Source organism: Marinobacter flavimaris (genome assembly GCF_002933295.1).
Lineage (GTDB): Bacteria > Pseudomonadota > Gammaproteobacteria > Pseudomonadales > Oleiphilaceae > Marinobacter > Marinobacter flavimaris.
On record NZ_PSSW01000001.1, the window covers coordinates 252,837 to 268,450 of the forward strand.

Genomic DNA, 15,614 nt, shown 5'->3' on the forward strand with positions numbered 1-15,614 from the left:
CCTTTCACTCGATCACTCGGGGAACCAGATAAAGCCCGTTCTCGGTTGCCGGCGCAATCGCCTGGAACGCCTCACGCTGATTGGTCTCGGTTACCTCGTCAGCGCGCAGGCGCTGCACTGCATTCAGCGGATGGGCCATGGGCTCAACCGAATCGGTGTCGGCAGCACCCAACTGATCCACCAGATCCAGGATGTTGCCCAGATCCTTCTCCAGAGCCGAAACCTGCTCGTCATCCACACGAATGCGGGCGAGCACAGCGACTTTCTCAATGTCCTCACGGGAAATGGTCACGCATTGCCTCCCAGATAAATGAAATGTCATTAATAAATGTTTTGAAAAAAGAGGGCCGCTCTGAACTGCGGGGACGTTCGGAGATCCCTTTTCAAAACTGTAGAGGGCCAAGGATGGCCCGAAACAAGCGCACATGGACGTGCTCGTAGCGTGTTTTGAAAAGGGATCTCCGAGCGGCCCTACACCGAAGCCGGAAAATCAGGTGGACCATGGTAACAGATTCGAACAATGGCGGGAGGCCCCAGCCCATAAGGTAAATGTGTGAACCGTAAGGCGTGAGGCCCGTTCGCGCCTTGCCTGCAGGGGTGCTCACTGCTAAAGTTGCCGCATCTTTTCTTTGCGACTGCAACTCTCAGGTTGAAACTACACGAATGTTGATAAAAAGACTCCGAGGCATCTTCTCCAGCGATCTGTCCATCGACCTGGGCACCGCCAACACCCTGATCTACGTGCGTGAGCGCGGAATCGTGCTGAACGAGCCCTCGGTAGTGGCCATTCGCACCAACAACTCTCAGAAAATGGTTGCCGCTGTCGGCGCTGAAGCCAAGCGCATGCTCGGCCGTACACCGGGCAACATCACCGCTATCCGCCCCATGAAAGACGGCGTGATTGCAGATTTTGTGGTAACCGAAAAAATGCTCCAGCACTTTATTCATAAGGTGCATGAGAACAGCTTCATTACCCCGAGCCCGAGAGTGCTGGTGTGTGTTCCCAGCAAGTCCACCCAGGTAGAGCGCAAAGCCATTCGCGAATCCGCCCTCGGTGCTGGTGCCCGGGAAGTCTTCCTTATTGAAGAACCCATGGCAGCCGCTATCGGCGCCGGTCTGCCGGTTGAAGAAGCCAGCGGCTCCATGATCGTGGACATTGGTGGTGGTACCACCGAAATCGCCATTATCTCCCTGAACGGCATCGTCTACGCCGAGTCTGTGCGGGTTGGCGGTGACAAATTCGATGAAGCCATCGTTACCTACGTGCGCCGCAACTACGGCAGCCTGATCGGTGACTCCACCGCCGAGCGTATCAAGCACGAAATCGGTTGCGCATACGAAGGCCTCGAAATCCGCGAGATCGATGTGCGCGGTCGCAACCTCGCCGAGGGTGTGCCCCGGGCATTTACCCTCAACAGCGAAGAAATTCTCGACGCGCTGCAGGAATCCCTGGCGCAGATCGTTCAGACCGTCAAGAGTGCTCTCGAACAGTCTCCGCCCGAGCTAGCGTCCGACATCGCCGAGCGCGGTATTGTTCTGACCGGCGGCGGCGCACTGCTTCGCGGGCTGGACAAACTGATCAGCGAGGAAACCGGCCTGCCGGTGATTATCGCTGAAGACCCGCTGACCTGTGTGGCCCGTGGTGGCGGCAAGGCGTTGGAAGTGATTGACCGGGGTGGCATCGGAATGTTCTCCCAGGAGGGATAATCCTGTGGGGAGGGCTCGCCATTAAAACCATCTTTGTCCAGGGGCCTGCTCCCGGCTTCAGACTCCTCATCGTTCTTCTCGTATCGGCAGCCCTGGTGGTTGCCGATGCGCGTTTCGACAAGCTCTCAACGGTGCGAAGTACCATTGCAACCGGTCTGGCACCCGTGTACTGGCTGGGGAATGCGCCCTACGAATTTTCCGACTGGTTCGCCGGGCTGTTTGAAAATAAACAGGATCTTCAGGAAGAAAATGAAGATCTCCGGGCCCGTTTGCTGATCCTCGAGCGTCGCGCCCTGAAATACGCCGCGCTTGCTTCCGAGAACAACGAGCTGCGCCGCCTGATGAACTCATCAGAAGTATTGGATGACCGCGTCATCGTTGGCGAGGTGGTCGGTGTCTCCCCGGATCCGTTTTCCCATGAAATTATCATCAACAAGGGTCGCAGCGACGGCTTGTCGCCAGGCCAGGCCATTCTCGATGCCCACGGTCTGATGGGGCAGGTGGTGCAGAGCAGCCAGATCACGTCGCGCGTATTGCTGGTCTCCGATAGCAGCCACGCAGTGCCGGTGGAGGTTGTGCGCAACGGATTGCGGGCAATTCTGCTGGGCACCGGCGATACCGATACTCTCGACCTCGTTCATGTACCGGACACGGCCGATATCCGTGAAGGCGATCTGCTGGTCAGTTCCGGCCTTGGTGGCCGGTTTCCAAGGGGCTATCCGGTCGCCGAAGTCAGCCGCATTTCCAAGGAGCCGGGCGAACCCTTTGTGTCCATCGAAGCCACGCCCAAGGCGCAACTGAACCAGAGCCGCCTGGTGCTGGTGGTTTTCCCGCCTGAGAACGCCTCTCTGGCAGAGGCCGAGACCGAAGAGGGTCAGTCTGCTGCCAACGCTGGCGAAGAAAACACCGTGGGAGGGCAGGACTGATGTTATCGGTAATCAGTTATCCGGTCTTTATACTCTCTGTGGTCGTTGCCCTGGTGTTCAGTATTTCCCTGTTCCCGGTGGGGTGGTTCGAGTTCCGCCCCGAGTGGCTGGGGCTGGTGGTTTTCTACTGGACGTTCCGCGCTCCCGCCCAGTTCGGCATCGTGCTGGCCTGGTGTCTGGGCCTGCTGCTAGATGTGCTGGAAGCTACCCCCCTTGGCGTTAATGCCATGGCCATGGCACTGATCGCCTTTCTGGTACTCACCATTCATCAGCGTTTGCGCATGTATCCAATGCCCCAGCAGTGCCTGATGGTGTTCCTGTTGTTGGGCATCAATCAGATGCTGGTGCATTTTGTAAAGCAATTGCTGGGGGCTGATGATGCTGGCTTCAGCTACCTCTGGCCGGCCCTGACCAGCGCCCTGGTATGGCCGGTATTCTGTATCCTGCTGGACAACATTAACCGCAAACTGGGTTAGCCATGCCATCAATCATTCTCGCCTCGGCTTCGCCGCGCCGGGCGGAGCTGTTGCAGCAAATCGGCCTGAATTTTTCGGTTCGTCCGGCGGACATCGACGAAACACCGGAGCCCGATGAATCCCCGGAACGCTATGTGGAACGTTTGGCCCGGGAGAAGGCGCTGGTTGTGGCTGGGTCCTCACCGGAATGCCTGGTACTTGGGTCGGATACATCGGTGGTGCTCGATGGCGAGATACTCGGTAAGCCGTCAGACTTCACCGAAGCCCGGGAAACATTGGCCCGCCTCTCCGGCGCCACTCATCAAGTCATGACTGCCGTGGCGTTGGCCTCAGAAGGGCAATGCCAGTCTGTTCTGGTCATCACCGAAGTTTGTTTCAGGCAGCTTTCCACCGCAGAGATCGACGCCTATGTGGCCAGCGGCGAACCCATGGACAAGGCCGGGAGTTATGGAATTCAGGGCCTTGGTGGTATTTTTGTTAATGAGCTCCGGGGTAGCTACAGTGCCGTGGTTGGTCTGCCGCTGCAGGAAACCGCCGCATTGCTGGCTGGTGCCGGTTACCCGGTCTGGAAAAACTGGCCGCGCAGTCTGGAGAGCCAAACATTATGAGCGAAGAGATTCTGATCAACGTCACCCCGGTGGAAACGAGGGTGGCCCTGGTTGAAAACGGCATGCTGCAGGAAGCCTACATAGAGCGCACCAGCAGGAAAGGCATTGTTGGCAACATCTACAAAGGCAAGGTGGTGCGCGTTCTGCCGGGCATGGAAGCGGCGTTCGTCGATATTGGTCTGGAACGGGCCGCATTCATCCATGCGTCCGATGTGGTTCCGAGTCAGTCCAATGGCGATGAGCCCGCCGATACTCCGAAAACCGTTCCCGATATTCGAAGCCTGCTTCGGGAAGGGCAGTCACTGGTCGTCCAGGTGACCAAGGATCCGATCGGTACCAAGGGGGCCCGCCTGACCACCCAGCTTTCAATTCCGTCGCGGTATCTGGTGTTTATGCCAGGCGTCAGCCACGTAGGTATTTCGCAGCGAATTGAGGACGACACCGAGCGGGCCCGGCTGAAAACCCTCGTTGAGGAGGCCGCCGCCGAGGATCAGGATGTTCAGGGCGGCTATATCATCCGGACGGCCGCGGAAGCGGCGTCACCTGAGGATCTGATTGGCGACATGGCTTACCTGCACCGGTTAAGCCAGTCCATACACGAACGCATTGCCCGGGTTCAGGCGCCGGCGGTTGTGTATCAGGATCTGCCGTTGTTCATTCGCACCATCCGTGACCTGATCCGGCCCCAGACCGAAAAGGTGCGTATCGACAGCCGCGAGAGCCATCAGCGGGTGATGGAGTTTGTCGAGGAGTTTGTCACGGAATTTGCCGACAAGGTCGAGTACTACCCGGGCGAGCGCCCTATATTTGACCTCTACTCGGTCGAGGACGAAATCCAGAAGGCCCTGAGCCGAAAGGTCCAGCTCAAGTCCGGTGGTTATGTGATTATCGACCAGACCGAAGCCATGACCACGATTGATATCAACACCGGGGCGTTCGTCGGGCACCGGAATCTGGAAGAAACCATCTTCAAGACCAACCTGGAAGCGGCGCGGGCCATCAGTCGGCAGCTGCGCCTGCGAAACTTGGGCGGCATTATCATCATCGATTTTATCGACATGGAAGATCCCGAGCACCAGCGGCAGGTCCACCGGATGCTGGAGAAGATGCTGGAGCGGGATCACGCCAAGACCAAGATCACCGGCGTCTCCGAGTTGGGTCTGGTGGAAATGACCCGCAAACGAACCACCGAGAGTCTTGGTCAGGTGCTCTGCGAACCTTGCCCCATCTGCGATGGACGGGGTTTTCTGAAAACCACCGAGACCGTTTGCTATGAGGTTTTCCGGGAAATTCTCCGGGTAAATCGCGCCTATGATGCCGAGAGCTATCTGGTGATGGCCTCCCAGAGCGTGGTGGATCGCCTGCTGGATGAGGAATCCGATAACGTGGCCGATCTTGAAACCTTCATCAGCAAGACCATTCGCTTCCAGGTGGAGCCCTTCTACAGCCAGGAGCAGTACGATGTTGTTCTGCTCTGATGCCGGGAAACTGCGCCGGTTACCGGGTTAAGGGGGCTGAATGTCCTCCGCTGACCACGAACCGCCGCTTCCGGAGAACCTGCCCGAGAGCCCTCCGGTTCGGCTTTTGGCGCGGCTCGCCAGCCTGATCTGGTGGATGCTGCTGGCACTTCTGGTGCTGCTGGCCCTATACGCCGGTCTTGGCCGCCAACTGACCCAGAATGTGGACAGCTTTCGCGATGATCTGGCTCGTGAGCTGTCAGACCGATTGGGCCATGATGTCAGCATCGGTGGCCTTTCATCCCAGTGGTACTGGCTCGACCCCGCCTTTACGGCCAGCGACATTCAGGTCACTCACCCTGAAACCGGAATTGTCGTTGCCAACCTCCAGCATCTGAATATCCGCTTTGCTGCGCTGGCCTCGCTGATGCGTCTGAGGATTGTCTTTGAGGACTTCCAGGCAGACGGTCTGGAACTGACCGTGAATCAGGAGCGCGGCGGTGATGTCGCGGTGAGAGGCGCAGAAATACCGGAACCGGTCAGCAATCAGTTGCAGGAGTGGCTGGAGCTTGCCGGTGACTGGCTCTCTGATCCTTACGTCAAGATTACCCGCGTCAATCTTGGTATCCGGGATAACCAGGGCAACCTGCGCCACCTGGATATTCCCCAGCTGGATCTCGACTACCGCCGTGGATTGTTCCACGCATCCGGCCGTGCCATGCAGTCTGGTACCACCCAGCAGCTGGCCAGTTTTGCCCTCGTGGGCCAGCATTTTTTCCGGGGCGACTTTACCGGCCAGTTGTACCTTGGCGTCGATTCCGGCCGGCTATTCGACGGATTGGTTGACGAGTACCAGTGGCGATCCCTCCGGGTGGAAGGCTTCGATCTTGGCGGGGAAGCCTGGCTTACGTTCCGCAATGGTTTGCTGCAACAGGTGACCGGTACGGTACGGACCCCCTATCTGCAGTTGGGTGTTGGCTCTCAATCCCTGGCGCCACTGGAAGACATCCGCGCGAGATTTGGCTGGCGTCGCCACGATACGGTGATGACCGACGAGACTGTGGTCGAATCCGGGGCCTTCGCCCTTGGCGAGTGGCATCTGAAGCAGCTCCAGTGGACCTGGGACGGCGATGTTGTTTCACCTTTCAGTCTGAGGCTGGCGCCGTCGGAGGGAGGCATGTCCGTCATTGCCGACGCCCTTCCGCTTGCGCCCACACGTCGCCTCGCTGCGCGGCTTCCGTTATTGCCGGAGCGTGCACTCCGGGCCCTTCAGGACTATCGGCCCGGTGGCTTTCTGGACCAGTTGAGAATCTTCTTTCCCGAGGGCGCCCCGGAAGACTTTCAGCTTTCCGGCCGGTTGCGTGACGTTAGTGTTCGGGCCCACGGCGGCGCGCCCGGCGTTACCTCTGTCAACGGAGACATCGCTCTGGACCGGCAACGAGGCTATGTCCGGATTGCCGCCGGCGAGTCGCCCGTTTCTCTGGATTTTCCCCAGCTTTTCGGGGGCGCCTGGTCATTCCCCGTACTTGAGGGCGAAGTGGCCTGGCTGCTGGATGGCGCTATTACCCGTGTGTTTTCGGATGGCGTACGGATGCGTTACGGCGAGGCCACCGAACTGGACGGGGCTTTTGACCTCAGGATGGATCGAGAGGGTGAGGACAATCTGGGGCTGAAAGTGTCGGTGAAAAACGGCAACGCCGACATGCTGGCGGATTTCGTTCCTGTTAAGGCGGTAAACCCCGGTTTGTACGATTGGCTCACGACCGCCATTCTCGAGGCCGATATTACCTCCGGGACGTTTTTCGGCCATGGTCAGGTAGGTTCTGGTGCACCCCGGGGCTCCTTCGTCACCTCAATGATCTATGAATTCGAACAGGCATCTGTCCGCTACGATGACGCCTGGCCGGAGGTCACGGGTGCCCGGGGAAGTGTCAGGGTTCACAATGGCGACACGCTGGTCCGACTCGAAGCAGGTCAGACCGGTGGCCTGGATCTCGATCCAGGGACGGTTCGCGTGGTGCCCTCCGATCAAGGCACACGGATAAGGGTGGATACCTCGGCACGGGTGCCCGGCGAATCGGTCGGGTTCTGGATGGAAAATAGCCCCCTGGGTGATATGGCAGGCACAGAGGCCCAGAAGCTTGAATATGGTGGTGAGTATCAGCTGGATCTTGGTATCGACTTGCCATTGGGGGCGGAGCAGCCCCCCGTGGTTGAGGCAAAGATTGCCGCACAGGAAGGCACCGTCTCCTACCCCTCGGCAGGGTTGGCCTGGCGGTCGGTTCAGGGTGAACTGACCTATCACAGCGAAAACGGCTTCTCCGGTGGTCCTTTGACTGCCGAATTTTTCGATGAACCGGTAACCATTGCCTTCAGCAAGTCCCGGGCGGGCAATGCCCTTACCATCCGGCAGTCGGGAACGCTACCGGTGCCCGGGGTGTTTGAGCAGGCGGGACTTGAGACCAGTTCGGGTTTTGGTTTGCAGGGCAATGTTACCTATACCGCGGACCTGGACGTGGGATCGGATTCAACGTCGGGCATCCGCGTGCGGTCCACTCTTGAGGGGCTGGCGGTTGACTGGCCGGAGCCACTGTCAAAAACCGCGGATGAGGCCGCACCGCTGCGGGCAACCATCAATCCCTCGGCCGCCGGCGGGCTTGGAATTACGGGCGACTGGGAAAACCGCGCAACGTTCGATCTGTTATGGAAAGAGACCGGGTTTGATTTGCGTCTTGGCCGCCTGCACCTTGGCCCGCAGGTGTTGAACGATATTGATATCAATGCCCTCGATCTTGGTGGCCGGTGGGTGGCGACCACCAGCTCGCAACGCGCCGAAGGCCGACTGACAATTCCGCAAAATGGCGACACGGTGAAGGCCGATTTTCAGGTGTTACGGCTCGTGCGCAGTGAAACACCCCCTGAGGATTCGCCGGAATTACTGACCCTCGAAGAGCAGCTTGAGGCTTTCCGCGCGCTGGATATGGGAAACTGGCCGGATATTGACGTCTCGATTGCGGAACTGCAACTGAACGACGAATCGTTGGGACAGTGGGCCTTTCGGCTCCGCCCCGAACCCTTCCGATTGCAGGTAAATGACATCGAGGGGCGCCTGAATTCCCTGACACTGCTGGGCGATATGAGCTGGAGCATCGTCGGAGACCGGGAAACCAGCCGGTTTACAGGGTCCATCAGCGGGGGTGCGCTCGCGGATCTGAACGAGCTCCTCGACACTGAAATGCCGGTCACCAACGAGGGGACCAACATAGAGCTGGATCTGGACTGGCCCGGCCGTCCGGATGAGCTTTCCATATCGGAGCTCAGTGGCTCGGTCAGTCTCAGGCTGGATGAGGGTGTGATCCTGGAGCGAAACAACACGGCGCAACTGTTCCGGGTGTTCAATCTGCTGAACTCTGACACTCTATGGCGCCGGTTGAAGCTCGACTTTTCCGATCTGTATGAGCGTGGGGTGGCATTCGACGCGATCTCGGGCAAGGCGCAGATCATCAATGGCTTGCTGACCATGGATCCGGAGCTGCAGATAGTGGGCCCATCCGGCGCCTTCAAACTCAGTGGTACGACCAATATGGCCAGCGAGGAGCTGGATATGCGGCTTGTAGTTGTGTTGCCCCTGACTCAGAATCTGCCATTGGCGGCGCTGCTCATGGGTGCCGGTGCGCCGATCGGCGGCGCCTTGTTTGTGCTGGACAAGATTCTGGGCGATCCTTTGAGCAGGCTGACAAGCGCAACCTACAGCGTGACCGGCTCATGGGACGAGCCGGAAGTGAATCTGCAACGGGTTTTTGACACCGGCGAATAACCTTTCTGTTTGGCAATATCGGAGGCAGTCATGAACAAGCGTGTTTCCAATCGGGTCGCAGCCATCCAGATGGTCAGCGGTCATGACATCGACGCCAATCTGCGCGAAGCGGAACAGCTGCTGGCCCGGGCTGCCGAGCAGGGCGCCTCGGTCGCCGTACTGCCCGAGAATTTTGCGGTTCTGGCCACCAGTCAGATGATTGATCGTGGTCGCCAGGAGGCGGGGTCCGAGCCTGTCATAAGGACTTTCCTGGCCGAACAGGCCCGGAAACTGGGGCTCTGGATCGTTGGCGGGTCGATGCCCGTGGCCAAACGACCGGACGGCTCAGATCTGGAGGATCGGGTCAGTGCAACCTGCATTGTCTTTGATGACCAGGGTAAGGAAGTTGCCCGTTACGACAAGATTCACCTGTTCGATGCCATGGTGGAAGACGCCCATGGTCAATACCGTGAATCGGACACCTTCGAGCCCGGCGAACAGATAGTGACCGTGGATACGCCCGCGGGCAAGCTGGGGTTGGCGATCTGTTACGATCTTCGCTTTCCGGAGCTGTTCAGGCTGCTGCGTGAGCAGGAGGTGGACTGGATTTGCCTTCCGAGCGCTTTCACCTGGCAGACCGGTGATGCCCACTGGTACCCCCTGATCCGGGCGCGCGCGATCGAGAACCAGGTATGGTTAGTGGCGCCTGGCCAGGGTGGCCAGAACAGCGAGCGCCGTCGCACCTATGGCCACAGCCTGATCTGTGATCCCTGGGGGCGGATCGTGACGGAAATGGGAGAAGGCCCGGGCCTGGTCACCGCCGAACTGGACGCCGATCAGGTAGCCAATCTGCGCGCCCGGATGCCGGTGTGGGAGCACCGCCGGCTCAAAGGTTGAGCCAACGGCTCACATGGCCTCGGCGTCGTCGATGCACTCCCTGAGATAACGGAACAGTTTCCGGGCCTGGCCGGTGTTCTTCTGTTTTTCGACGTCTTTTCGGGCGTTTCGAGCAAGGTTTCGCAGGTGCTGCATATCGGCACTGGGGCAGTAGCTGAAGAATTCGCCAACAACGGAATCGCCCTCGGCAATCATCCGGTCCCGCCAGCGTTCCGCCAGGTGATGTCTGCGGGTGTGTTCTTCGCTACCGGCATCGAAGGCGTCGATGGCTTTCGCGAGGGCTTCGGGATCATCTTCCTGTCGGATGACCTTGCCGATGTATTGCAGGTGCCGTCGTTTGGCCTCGTTCTGGCGGATACGGCGGGATTCCTCAATCGCGGCGCGGAGGGTGTCGCTGATTGGCAGGGTCTCCAACTGATCGTTGCTCAGGTCCAGCATCCGCTTGCCCAGGTCCTGCAGGGCGTGCATTTCCCGTTTCAGCTGAGATTTGCTAGGGCCGTCGTATTCCGGCGCGTCGTTGTCTTGATGGTCTTTCATAAATCCGAGATCCGCTTAAGCGTAGAAAATCGTCGCGAGGCCAAGAAAGGCCATGAACCCGACTACATCGGTCACAGTCGTGAGAATCACGCTGCCTGCCAGGGCCGGGTCAATATTGCGAGATTTGAGAAACAGTGGCAGAACCGTGCCAACCAGCGCTGCGGCGACAAGATTGATCACCAGCGCGGCAGCAATGATCGCTCCGATCATCACATCCTGGAACCAGAGCATGGCGGCACCCGCCACCACGGCGGCCCAGAGCAGGCCGTTCAGTATCCCTGACAGAAATTCCCGGTTCAGCAGCCAGCCTACGTTGGCGCCGCTGATCTGCCCCACGGCCATACCGCGAATCACCAGTGTAAGCGTCTGACTACCAGCAATGCCGCCCATACTGGCAACAATTGGCATCAGCACTGCGAGCGCCACCACTTTGGCGATCGTGTCTTCAAATAGCCCGATGACGGCGGAGGCGGTCAGTGCCGTAATCAGGTTGATGCCCAGCCAGACGGCACGGCGACGGGTGGTTTTCCACACCGGCGCAAAGGTGTCCTCGTCTTCGTCCAGACCCGCCATACTCATCAGTGAGTGGTCCGCATCCTCCCGGATAACGTCAACCACATCATCGATGGTGATCCGACCCAGCAGGCGGCCCTCCTCGTTTACCACCGGCGCCGAGATCAGGTCGTAGCGTTCAAACAATGTCGCTACCTTGGTGTCGGAGAGGCTCACGGGAATGGGCTCGATGTCGGTATCCATGACTTCCCGCACGGTGGAGGCGGGGTTGGAGACCAGCATTTTCGTGATGGGCAGCATGCCAATGAAATCGTCCCGCCGGCTGACCACGATCAGGCTGTCGGTCATGGGTGGCAGGGTGCGGTGCCTGCGCAGGTAGCGGAGCACAACATCGATACTGATGTCCGGGCGCACCGTGATGGTGTCGGTGTTCATCAGACCGCCGGCGGTGTCCTCCGGATAGGAGAGAACTTCCTCCACCCGTTGCCGGTCCTGCTCGTCCATGGTCTCCAGGACTTCCTGGATGACCGTATCCGGCAGCTGCTGCAGCAGGTCGGCCAGGTCGTCTGACTCGAAATCCTCGATGATGTCCGCCAGTTCCTGAGCATTAAGCTGGCTCAGGAAGTAGCCTCGGATATCATCACTGAGATACTGGAGAACCTCGCCTTCGAGGTCTTTGTCCACCAGGTTCCACAGCAGGGCCCGCTGCCGGGGCGGTGAAGATTCCAGCAAATGGGCAATATCACTGGGGCTCAGGCCACCGTTCAGGATGCGGGCAACCTGCTTCAGTGCGCCACTGTCCAGCGCTTCGCTCAGGGAGCGAAGACGCTGGCGGGCCTGGCTTTTTTCCAGAATATCGGTCATGTGTTTATTTTACTCACCCTCACCGAAATAGTCGTTAATCAGTTCCACCAATGCTTCGATGGCCTGTTCCTCATCCGGTCCGTCGGCAATGAGCTCCACATCGGTTCCTTTGCTGGCGGCCAGCATCATCACCTGCATGATGTTCTTCGCGTCCACATCCCGGCCTTTGCCGCTGATACGCACGCTGCTGTCGTATTCCGATGCCGTGTTGACCAGCTTCGCAGTGGCGCGCGCATGCAGGCCCAGTTTGTTGATGATGGTAATGGGGCGGCGAATCATGGCTTGATCAGATCTCTTCCCGGGTCTGCAGGTGTGGCAGCTCGGTGTGCCGCACTTGCACATTGCTGTACCGTTGCCGGAAGTACTCACCCAACTGCTCGCACACATACACCGACCGGTGCTGGCCGCCGGTACAACCAATGGAAATGGTCATGTAGCTGCGGTTGCTGTCTGCAAAAGAGGGCAGCCAGGTATCCAGAAATGATTTCAGGTCCTCGATCATCTTCCGGCTTGCCGGTTCTTTTTCCAGAAACTCGATAACCGGCTGATCCGTACCGACATACTTGCGGAGACTGGTATCCCAGTAGGGGTTGGGCAGACAGCGGACATCGAAAACGTAGTCGGAATCCAGCGGCACGCCGTGTTTGAAGCCGAATGACTGAAACAGGAGAGCCAGTTCCTGATCTTTTCGACCGACCACGCGCTGCTTGACCATGTCCCGCAGCTCGTACATGGACATCCCGGTGGTATTTACGTAAAGATCGGAAAGCTTGGAAAGGGGCTCCAGCAGTTTCTTCTCGCTGGTAATGGCTTCCCGGAGAGAGGTCCTGTCGTCACTCAACGGATGCTTTCTGCGGGTGGCGTGAAAACGCTGCAGAAGCGACTGCTCGTCGGCGTCCAGAAAGATGATTTCAACGGTAACCCCGGTTTCCTGGAGGCGCCGGTAGATCTCCTCGAAATTGGCCAGCTCGCCGGAAAGGTTCCGCGCATCGATACTGACGGCCATCTTGCCCAGTCGACCAGGCCTGGTCTGGCTGGCGGCTTCCCGTGTGAGGGGGAAGAGCAGGCCAATAGGAAGATTGTCGATGCAATAAAACCCGAGGTCCTCCAGCACATGAAGTGCGGTACTCTTGCCCGAACCGGACCTGCCACTGACGATAATCAGCTTCATGACCACCTTACCTCCACTGCAGTGAATATCAGCCGCCTGAGGCGGTCATGCGCTGGTACAGCGTGCTGGCGTCCTCGCATTGCCGGAGGCGATCACAGAATGACCGCTCGTTGAACTTCTCCGCCAGTTGGCTCAGCAGCTCAAGGTGCTCGCTCGTCGCCTCTTTTGGCACAATCAGGGCAAAGATCAGATCGACTGGCTGATTGTCGATAGCATCGAACTCCACGCTTTCTTCAAGCGTCATCAGCACACCCACCACGTGGTCCAGTCCTTCCAGGCGGCAGTGGGGAATGGCAATTCCCTGGCCAATGCCGGTGCTGCCCAGGCGCTCACGGGAAATCAGGTTGTTGAAGAGCTGGGTCTCGCTGAGCGTGTTGTCCTGATGGTTTATTTGCTCGGCAATAAACTCCAGGGCCCGTTTCTTGCTGGACGCAGCTACCCTGCAGAGGGTGAGCTCCGGCGCAAGAATGTTGTCTATGGTCAGGGATGTGTCGCTCATGGATCGACTGCATTTCCGTTAAAAAAAAGGCTGCGACACGTTACTCATGTCGCAGCTCGATTAGATGAAGTGCATGAAAACAGTCAGTTAGCGAGAGCCGTTTCCGTGCATCCGGTCTACATTCTTTTCCTTGTGCTTGAGGATCTGACGGTCAAGCTTGTCGATCAGGGCATCGATGGCTGCGTACATATCCTCATTTTCTGCCTTTGCGTGAATCTCACCACCAACCACATGCAACGTGGCTTCCGCAATCTGGCGCACCTTTTCCACTTCCAGGGTCACCTGGCAGTTACTGATGTGGTCAAAGTGACGCTCGAGCTTCTCGAACTTCTCTGAAACATAATCCTTCAGTGCGGGAGTCAGTTCTACGTGATGGCCTGAAATATTGAGTTGCATAGGCGTCTCCTGTTGTCATCGTGCCGGCTCCCGGGAGCCGGTCTGGGTGCTGGCGCATTATGCGCCGGCGAATACGGTGTTGCGTCCCGGCCCCCGGGTATTCAGACCAGCCGCTTGCGCTCGTTGGACGGCGGAATGTGCATGGCCTCCCGGTACTTGGCAACGGTGCGTCGCGCAACCTTGATACCCTGTTCCCCTAGCATGGCTGCAATTTTGCTGTCGCTCAACGGCTTTTTGGGCGTTTCCGCCGCAATCAGCTTCTTGATCATCGCGCGTATGGCCGTGGAGGAGCATTCTCCACCCTCGTCAGTGCTGACATGGCTGGAGAAGAAGTACTTCAGCTCGAAAATGCCACGGGGGGTATGCATGTATTTCTGGGTGGTTACCCGTGAAATGGTCGATTCATGCATCTCTACCGCCTGGGCGATGTCTGAAAGAATCAACGGTTTCATGGCTTCTTCACCGTGATCCAGGAATCCCTGCTGGTGCTCGACAATACGGGTCGCGACTTTCAGCAAGGTCTCATTGCGGCTCTGCAGGCTCTTGATGAACCACTTGGCCTCCTGCAACTGGTCGCGCAGGTAGGTGTTGTCTGCGCTGCTGTCCGCACGCCTTATAAGTGAAGCATAGCTGGCATTGACCCGGATGCGCGGTGCAATTTCAGGATTCAGCTCAACACGCCAGCGGCCATTGTGTTTGCGAACGATCACGTCCGGAATCACATAATCGGGTTCGGCCCGGTCAATGACATCGCCCGGCCGCGGATTCAGGCCGGTGATCAGCGCCAGGACATCCCGCAACTGGTCTTCTTTCAGGCGGCTGCGGCGCAGCAACTGGGCGTAATCGCGGTTGCCCAGCAGGTTGATGTAATGGGTAATTACAAGGCGTGCCTGGGCCAGCCAGGGTGTTTCCGGCGGCAGCTGGTTGAGCTGGATCAGCAGGCATTCCTGTAGGTCCCGGGCAAACACGCCGGGCGGATCAAAGTGTTGCAGGCGGTGAAGCACGGCTTCCACTTCATCCAGTTCAAGGGGGTCTTCATCGTTCTCATCCAGCAGTCCGGCGTGGATTTCCTCCAGCGGGCTGGTGATATAGCCCCGTTCGTCCACTGCATCCATCAGGGCATGGGCAATGGCCTGGTCCCGTTCACTGAGGGGCGTCAGATTGAGCTGCCATTCCAGGTGATCCTGAAGCGTTTCGGTCGGGGAATTACGGGTTTCGAAATCGTGATCGTTTTCGTCGTCGTTGCGGGCTGCCGGCGCTGGTGCGGACTGGTAGATGTCGTCCCAGGCGGTATCAACCGGCAGATCGTCCGGAATGTTGTCAGGAATCTCGTTCTCCGAGGACCAGTCCGGGCCGTTCTCGGATTCATCCCAGTCGCTGGCCGGTTCCGGGGCAGCTTCAGCGGCGGACTCGGTGGCGTTGGCCTCGCGCTCGTCGTTTTCGCTGGCTGCGTCGGTCTGGTCATCGTCCTCGGAGGTCTCCAGCATGGGGTTGGATTCCAGTGCCTGCTGGATTTCCTGCTGGAGGTCGAGAGTGGAGAGCTGGAGAAGCCGGATCGCCTGTTGCAGCTGGGGCGTCATGGTCAGGCTTTGACCCAGCTTTAACTGTAAGGAGGCTTTCATAACCATGGTTCAGGATCCGTCACTCATCAGCGCGTTGTGTCATAAGTCGTGAAAAAATCTTTATATGCCGGTTACTTGCCGTGATTTTAATTTACCCTAGCAAGTTCTTTGCCGAGTTTACTTGCTACAGATCATCAAAACAATC

Annotated in this window: 15 protein-coding genes; 7 read left to right on the forward strand and 8 right to left on the reverse strand. The window is 58.5% G+C overall.

Annotated features, from left to right (window positions below):
• Positions 1 to 4 precede the first annotated feature (4 nt).
• Positions 5 to 292 (reverse strand): Asp-tRNA(Asn)/Glu-tRNA(Gln) amidotransferase subunit GatC, encoded by a 288-nt coding sequence (gene gatC / locus MDHKLMBL_RS01180; RefSeq protein ID WP_008170132.1) that lies wholly within the window; start codon positions 290 to 292, stop codon positions 5 to 7.
• A gap of 374 nt (positions 293 to 666) precedes the next feature.
• On the opposite strand from gatC, the gene MDHKLMBL_RS01185 reads away from it, so the two are divergent.
• The 7 genes from MDHKLMBL_RS01185 (at position 667) to MDHKLMBL_RS01215 (ending at position 9,867) form a co-directional block, all read left to right on the forward strand.
• Positions 667 to 1,707: a rod shape-determining protein gene (locus MDHKLMBL_RS01185; RefSeq protein ID WP_008170134.1), complete on the forward strand. Its 1,041-nt coding sequence runs from the start codon at positions 667 to 669 to the stop codon at positions 1,705 to 1,707.
• Positions 1,708 to 1,799: 92 nt separating this feature from the next.
• Positions 1,800 to 2,633, forward strand: coding sequence for a rod shape-determining protein MreC (mreC, locus tag MDHKLMBL_RS01190; protein WP_241956165.1), 834 nt, complete (start codon positions 1,800 to 1,802; stop codon positions 2,631 to 2,633).
• Positions 2,633 to 3,109, forward strand: a complete 477-nt coding sequence (mreD, locus tag MDHKLMBL_RS01195) for a rod shape-determining protein MreD (RefSeq protein ID WP_104269926.1) — start codon at positions 2,633 to 2,635, stop codon at positions 3,107 to 3,109. The genes mreC and mreD overlap by 1 nt, the downstream gene beginning before the upstream one ends.
• 2 nt (positions 3,110 to 3,111) lie before the next feature.
• A complete protein-coding gene (locus MDHKLMBL_RS01200) occupies positions 3,112 to 3,717 on the forward strand; it encodes a Maf family protein (RefSeq protein ID WP_104269927.1) in 606 nt (201 codons plus the stop codon).
• The gene (rng, locus tag MDHKLMBL_RS01205) at positions 3,714 to 5,195 is read left to right on the forward strand and encodes a ribonuclease G (RefSeq protein WP_014577748.1); all 1,482 of its coding nucleotides are present in this window, start codon (positions 3,714 to 3,716) and stop codon (positions 5,193 to 5,195) included. The genes MDHKLMBL_RS01200 and rng overlap by 4 nt, the downstream gene beginning before the upstream one ends.
• 40 nt (positions 5,196 to 5,235) lie before the next feature.
• Positions 5,236 to 8,991 carry a YhdP family phospholipid transporter gene (locus MDHKLMBL_RS01210; protein WP_104269928.1) on the forward strand — a complete coding sequence of 1,252 codons (3,756 nt, stop codon included), beginning with the start codon at positions 5,236 to 5,238 and terminating at the stop codon, positions 8,989 to 8,991.
• A gap of 30 nt (positions 8,992 to 9,021) precedes the next feature.
• Entirely contained in the window at positions 9,022 to 9,867 is an 846-nt protein-coding gene (locus MDHKLMBL_RS01215; protein WP_104269929.1) for a carbon-nitrogen hydrolase family protein, read from the forward strand.
• A gap of 9 nt (positions 9,868 to 9,876) precedes the next feature.
• On the opposite strand, the gene yjgA is transcribed toward MDHKLMBL_RS01215, so the two are convergent.
• From yjgA to MDHKLMBL_RS01250, 7 genes are all read right to left on the reverse strand, one after another.
• Positions 9,877 to 10,404 (reverse strand): ribosome biogenesis factor YjgA, encoded by a 528-nt coding sequence (gene yjgA / locus MDHKLMBL_RS01220; protein ID WP_062781911.1) that lies wholly within the window; start codon positions 10,402 to 10,404, stop codon positions 9,877 to 9,879.
• 15 nt (positions 10,405 to 10,419) lie between these two features.
• Positions 10,420 to 11,781 (reverse strand): magnesium transporter, encoded by a 1,362-nt coding sequence (gene mgtE, locus MDHKLMBL_RS01225; protein WP_008170150.1) that lies wholly within the window; start codon positions 11,779 to 11,781, stop codon positions 10,420 to 10,422.
• Positions 11,782 to 11,790: 9 nt separating this feature from the next.
• Entirely contained in the window at positions 11,791 to 12,060 is a 270-nt protein-coding gene (locus MDHKLMBL_RS01230) for an HPr family phosphocarrier protein (RefSeq protein WP_008170151.1), read from the reverse strand.
• Between the two features lie 7 nt (positions 12,061 to 12,067).
• On the reverse strand, positions 12,068 to 12,952 hold the full coding sequence (rapZ, locus tag MDHKLMBL_RS01235; protein WP_008170152.1) for an RNase adapter RapZ: 885 nt from the start codon (positions 12,950 to 12,952) through the stop codon (positions 12,068 to 12,070).
• Between the two features lie 28 nt (positions 12,953 to 12,980).
• Positions 12,981 to 13,451 (reverse strand): PTS IIA-like nitrogen regulatory protein PtsN, encoded by a 471-nt coding sequence (gene ptsN / locus MDHKLMBL_RS01240; protein WP_014577742.1) that lies wholly within the window; start codon positions 13,449 to 13,451, stop codon positions 12,981 to 12,983.
• An 87-nt stretch (positions 13,452 to 13,538) separates the two neighbouring features.
• Positions 13,539 to 13,847, reverse strand: a complete 309-nt coding sequence (hpf, locus tag MDHKLMBL_RS01245) for a ribosome hibernation promoting factor (RefSeq protein WP_008170154.1) — start codon at positions 13,845 to 13,847, stop codon at positions 13,539 to 13,541.
• Positions 13,848 to 13,948: 101 nt separating this feature from the next.
• The gene (locus tag MDHKLMBL_RS01250) at positions 13,949 to 15,475 is read right to left on the reverse strand and encodes an RNA polymerase factor sigma-54 (RefSeq protein WP_176443020.1); all 1,527 of its coding nucleotides are present in this window, start codon (positions 15,473 to 15,475) and stop codon (positions 13,949 to 13,951) included.
• Between the last annotated feature and the right edge of the window lie 139 nt (positions 15,476 to 15,614).